We start from the raw sequence: 3,850 nt of genomic DNA, 5'->3' as shown, positions 1-3,850 counted from the left end.
CGCAGGGGGTATTGGCAGGTTTTCCTAACTGTAACTTACTCACTATTTAAAAATATTATAAGTGTATATTTAGTAACAGTGGAAATACGTCGGTTTTATTGACGACATATTCATCAGCGAATTACTATCAAGGGATTCACGCAAAGGATGATGAAATGGAAATATTCTGGGTCGTAATTGGTTTAGTAGTTGTAGCCATCTATCTGATAAATCAGAACAAAGCAAAAACAACTGATAAAACTGTTATCAGGCAAACTGATACCTACAAAACGGACACCGGTGAGATCAGAGTCGAAAGAACAAAAGTCATTGATAGCACTCAAACAACATTTCATCCCGCACAACAAAAGCAAACTACACCCAAAGAGGCCTACCACAATGCAATCAACCAGGTTGACTATTCTTCCAGAATAGTCCCTGAGCCTGTTCAGAAAAAGATCGAAAGTTGCCCGCTCGAAACGGTATCCTCAAGGGATGATGTATGCGAGCCTGCATTAGCCTTAAAACAGAACAACATCAATGAACTATCGAAGCAGTGTACGAGGTGCAGGATACAGCTACCGTTCAGCAAATTTAGTAAGTCAAGCAAACACTCCGATGGAGTAACTGTATGGTGTACTGATTGCTTACGTGGAGAAAAAAATACCAGGCATATGAAATGGTGCCCCAGGTGCAAAATACGAAGAAAAAGAACGAGTTTTTACCCTAGCAATGACAACGCAGATAAACTGATGGCGTGGTGCAAATCATGCGTTGATGCTCGTAGAAAAAGGTAATAATTATTACCCTAACTGAACAATTATCATGACGGGAATTACGCCCACATCTTCGAAAATTCTATGGAAAAGAATGGGCGTATGGCAAATTAATGTAATTTAAACGTCCGAAGAATTATTACCCCTATCGAACTTCTTTGGAAATGCTATTGATAAATTTTTCCCAAAGGCACCACCAGGGTGGCGTTTAAGATCTATTCTTTTTTTAGATTTTTCGATTTCTTCATTACTTAGTATAAACGTAGATAAAAAAGAGAGCGTAACTATAAATGAACCAACCACCTCAACTTTAACTTCACCCCTATCATCTTTTTCAGAATACTTAAGGGGTAAATGTTCCAGCATTTGATAGCGACTGAGTAGTCCACGGAATTCACCACGATCGCAGACATCTCCATAACAATTTAACATCAACACAGCCAATTCATCTGAAGACAACTGCGCTCTGAGGGTATGACAATATTCTTCTTTTTGGCTAACCGAAAAGTACTCACCAGGAAGATCATCGATTATTTTAATTATTCTATAAAGATTCCTAAAGTAATGTCCAAACCATTCATTTCTATGTTTATTGATATTTTTATACTTCTCTATCAATTCGTCTTGGGTAGGACTATCAGATGCCAGATAATCCAGCAAAGCTTTAAAACACTGACGGCCATTTTTAATGTCGAGACCTAATGCAATCTTATCTCTTTCACTGATAAAATTAACACTATCATTAAAATCAACCTGCAAGTTTCTTGCTATCTCATGATGTAGATTCAGACCATTATAAAATGTACTTTCTACACTTTGCCTTCTGATAACAAGCTGCGTCTCAGTATATTCTTTGCGGGTTAGCTCCAGCTCTTTTCTTGAGAGAACTAACTCATCTCGTTGCATGAAAATAGTCTTAATCAAACAAATAAATGTTAAAAATGTAAGTATTGGATTCGCCACTCCTCCAATAAAATCACCAAACGAACCTAGATCCCCTCCTAAGCCTAACACCGTTCCGAATATATTAATTAGAAACAATAAAAATAAAGCCATAATCAAGAGAAAAGCATATTTTTTTAATTTATCTCCTGAGTCATCATCCAGAACATCGTTAATGAATACTTTAGAAGAATTTTCAACCCTTGAATAAAAACCACAACTCAAGATATTAACCATGCGTTGTATTCTATGTTTTATCTTCATAATATTTTCTTCTAAACCTATTTGTTATAGGGAGATGCAAGCACTTTGCTCATGTGCTGATAACAATCGTCAACAATACCGCTGACGTTTACCAGAACATCAAATCCTGTGTCTTCCCCCATACGCCTGGAAGATACTGTCACGTAGTATACCTCATTATCTTCACTACCATTTAAAACGAAACGTTGAGAAACCATTTTTTCATCAGAAAGTAGTAATTTCAACTCACCGTCTTCTTTCAATCTTTTATTCAAGATGTTGATTATATGTAACTTAGCGTGATGGTTATTCGTTAATGTTTGTTCTTTTATAAATCGAGCTGACGCGTGTGTATTAGCTAAAATTTCAATTTGCGATAAACATGTATAAGGATAACGTTTCGGTAATTGTACAAAATTAATTTTCAGGGCTATATTTCCATCTATTGTACCATCATCAATTGACCAATCCGTATCATATTGTTCTTCACGGGCTCTTCCGAGGGATGGGTTTGTTATCTTAGCAATACCTTGTAGTACTGCTTTAAGCCCTTCGTCGAAGTTTTTGGTAAAATCTGCGTACATTTTTCCGCGGGCAAACAATGGAATCGAGCAGTCGTCTAATTTCAGAGGCAGTACAACGACACGCTTTTCTTCAAGTTCACGTAAAAGGCCCGCGGAAAGTTCCTTCTTGCACCATTCAGAATTTACAGAATTGTTAGATAACACAACTAACAGAGCGCTGGCTCCCTCAACAGCATTCTGTACACAGTCAATTATCGAATCACCTACTGAAAGTTCCCACCGATCCAACCATACATTTACGTTATGTTGAACTAACTGATTGGCAAGCTTATCTACAAATATTTTGTCATTATGTGAGTAACTAATAAAAATTGGCATAATTAACCCCCCTATTAAGAAAAATGCTAATACTATCGTTTAATTTCCCTAACATTTCAAGTGATAACTTTAGGTCAGAATATAAAGAGAATCAGACATGCTGGCATTTAATAATTTTCAGTGGAAATTTATCACCACTTTGTTTAAATTAAAAAAATTATAACTCAAGTGCGTGGATATATCCCAAGGAAATATTAAGGTGAACACTTTTAAGAAAAGCACTATCTTTCGCTACTGCTGGGTCTGTCCTTACTTCCTATTCTATGAGATAAATCATAGCTTTTTCGCGACTCGTAGAGCACATATCAAGCGACGGCTTAGGCTACCGCAGACCTTCGGGCGCAGCAGCGATCCAAAGATTTTGCAGCGCTGTCGTCGAGCTGAACTCAGGGTGTGTTCGCTCAAGCTGCCAAAAGTACAATTACTCATTGTTTAAAATTTGCATGTCTGCTGTTAGCATCTGTCTTTCACTCACTTGCTACCCGAAGGTAAGTACGATTAATGAAGCCTAGACTGTATTCATATGTTCGTTTTTCATCAGCTAAGCAAAGTGACGGAAACTCACTTGAGCGTCAGCAAGATACCGCAGCAAGGATTGCTGAACGCTACGATCTTGAGCTGGATAGCACCGCATACCATGATCTCGGCATGTCTGCTTTCAAAGGTAAAAATGCTTATAAAGGTAAGCTTTCAGAATTCATCTCCCAGATAGGGAAAAAGGTTCCTAAAGGTTCGTGGTTAGTTGTAGAAAATCTTGACCGCATTAGCCGTGACGATGCCTGGAGTGCTTTAGACATTTTCAAGAGTCTTCTGAAGAAAGGAATCATCGTTGTAACCGGGATGGATGAGAAAGTTTATAAATATGCAGATGTAAAGAATAATCCAACTGACCTGATTATCTCCCTATTGATGTTTACTCGAGCACACGATGAATCACTGACAAAAAAAAATCGAGTGGAAGCACAAGCTCGGGCTCTAATCAGACATTGAATCGCCACGGATAATCTA

At 37.8% G+C, this 3,850-nt stretch carries 3 protein-coding genes; 1 reads left to right on the top strand and 2 read right to left on the bottom strand.

Annotation, left to right across the window (positions count from 1 at the left end):
- Positions 1-875 precede the first annotated feature (875 nt).
- Complete coding sequence (locus B3J29_RS03560) at positions 876-1,961, bottom strand: putative phage abortive infection protein (protein ID WP_286964429.1); 1,086 nt, start codon at positions 1,959-1,961, stop codon at positions 876-878.
- A gap of 17 nt (positions 1,962-1,978) precedes the next feature.
- Entirely contained in the window at positions 1,979-2,842 is an 864-nt protein-coding gene (locus B3J29_RS03555) for a toll/interleukin-1 receptor domain-containing protein (RefSeq protein ID WP_286964428.1), read from the bottom strand.
- A gap of 501 nt (positions 2,843-3,343) precedes the next feature.
- Here B3J29_RS03555 and B3J29_RS03550 point away from each other — a divergent pair.
- A complete protein-coding gene (locus B3J29_RS03550; RefSeq protein ID WP_286964427.1) occupies positions 3,344-3,832 on the top strand; it encodes a recombinase family protein in 489 nt (162 codons plus the stop codon).
- The last annotated feature ends 18 nt before the right edge of the window (positions 3,833-3,850 follow it).

Source organism: Acinetobacter sp. UBA5984, assembly GCF_002429925.1.
In the GTDB taxonomy this organism is placed as follows: domain Bacteria; phylum Pseudomonadota; class Gammaproteobacteria; order Pseudomonadales; family Moraxellaceae; genus Acinetobacter; species Acinetobacter variabilis.
This window is presented reverse-complemented; position numbering and strand designations above follow the sequence as displayed.

Excerpts from the sequence above, each read along its gene's own strand:
- B3J29_RS03555 (WP_286964428.1), bottom strand. The coding sequence starts at position 2,842 with ATGCCAATTTTTATTAGTTACTCACATAATGACAAAATATTTGTAGAT.
- B3J29_RS03550 (WP_286964427.1), top strand. The coding sequence starts at position 3,344 with ATGAAGCCTAGACTGTATTCATATGTTCGTTTTTCATCAGCTAAGCAA.
- B3J29_RS03560 (WP_286964429.1), bottom strand. The coding sequence starts at position 1,961 with ATGAAGATAAAACATAGAATACAACGCATGGTTAATATCTTGAGTTGT.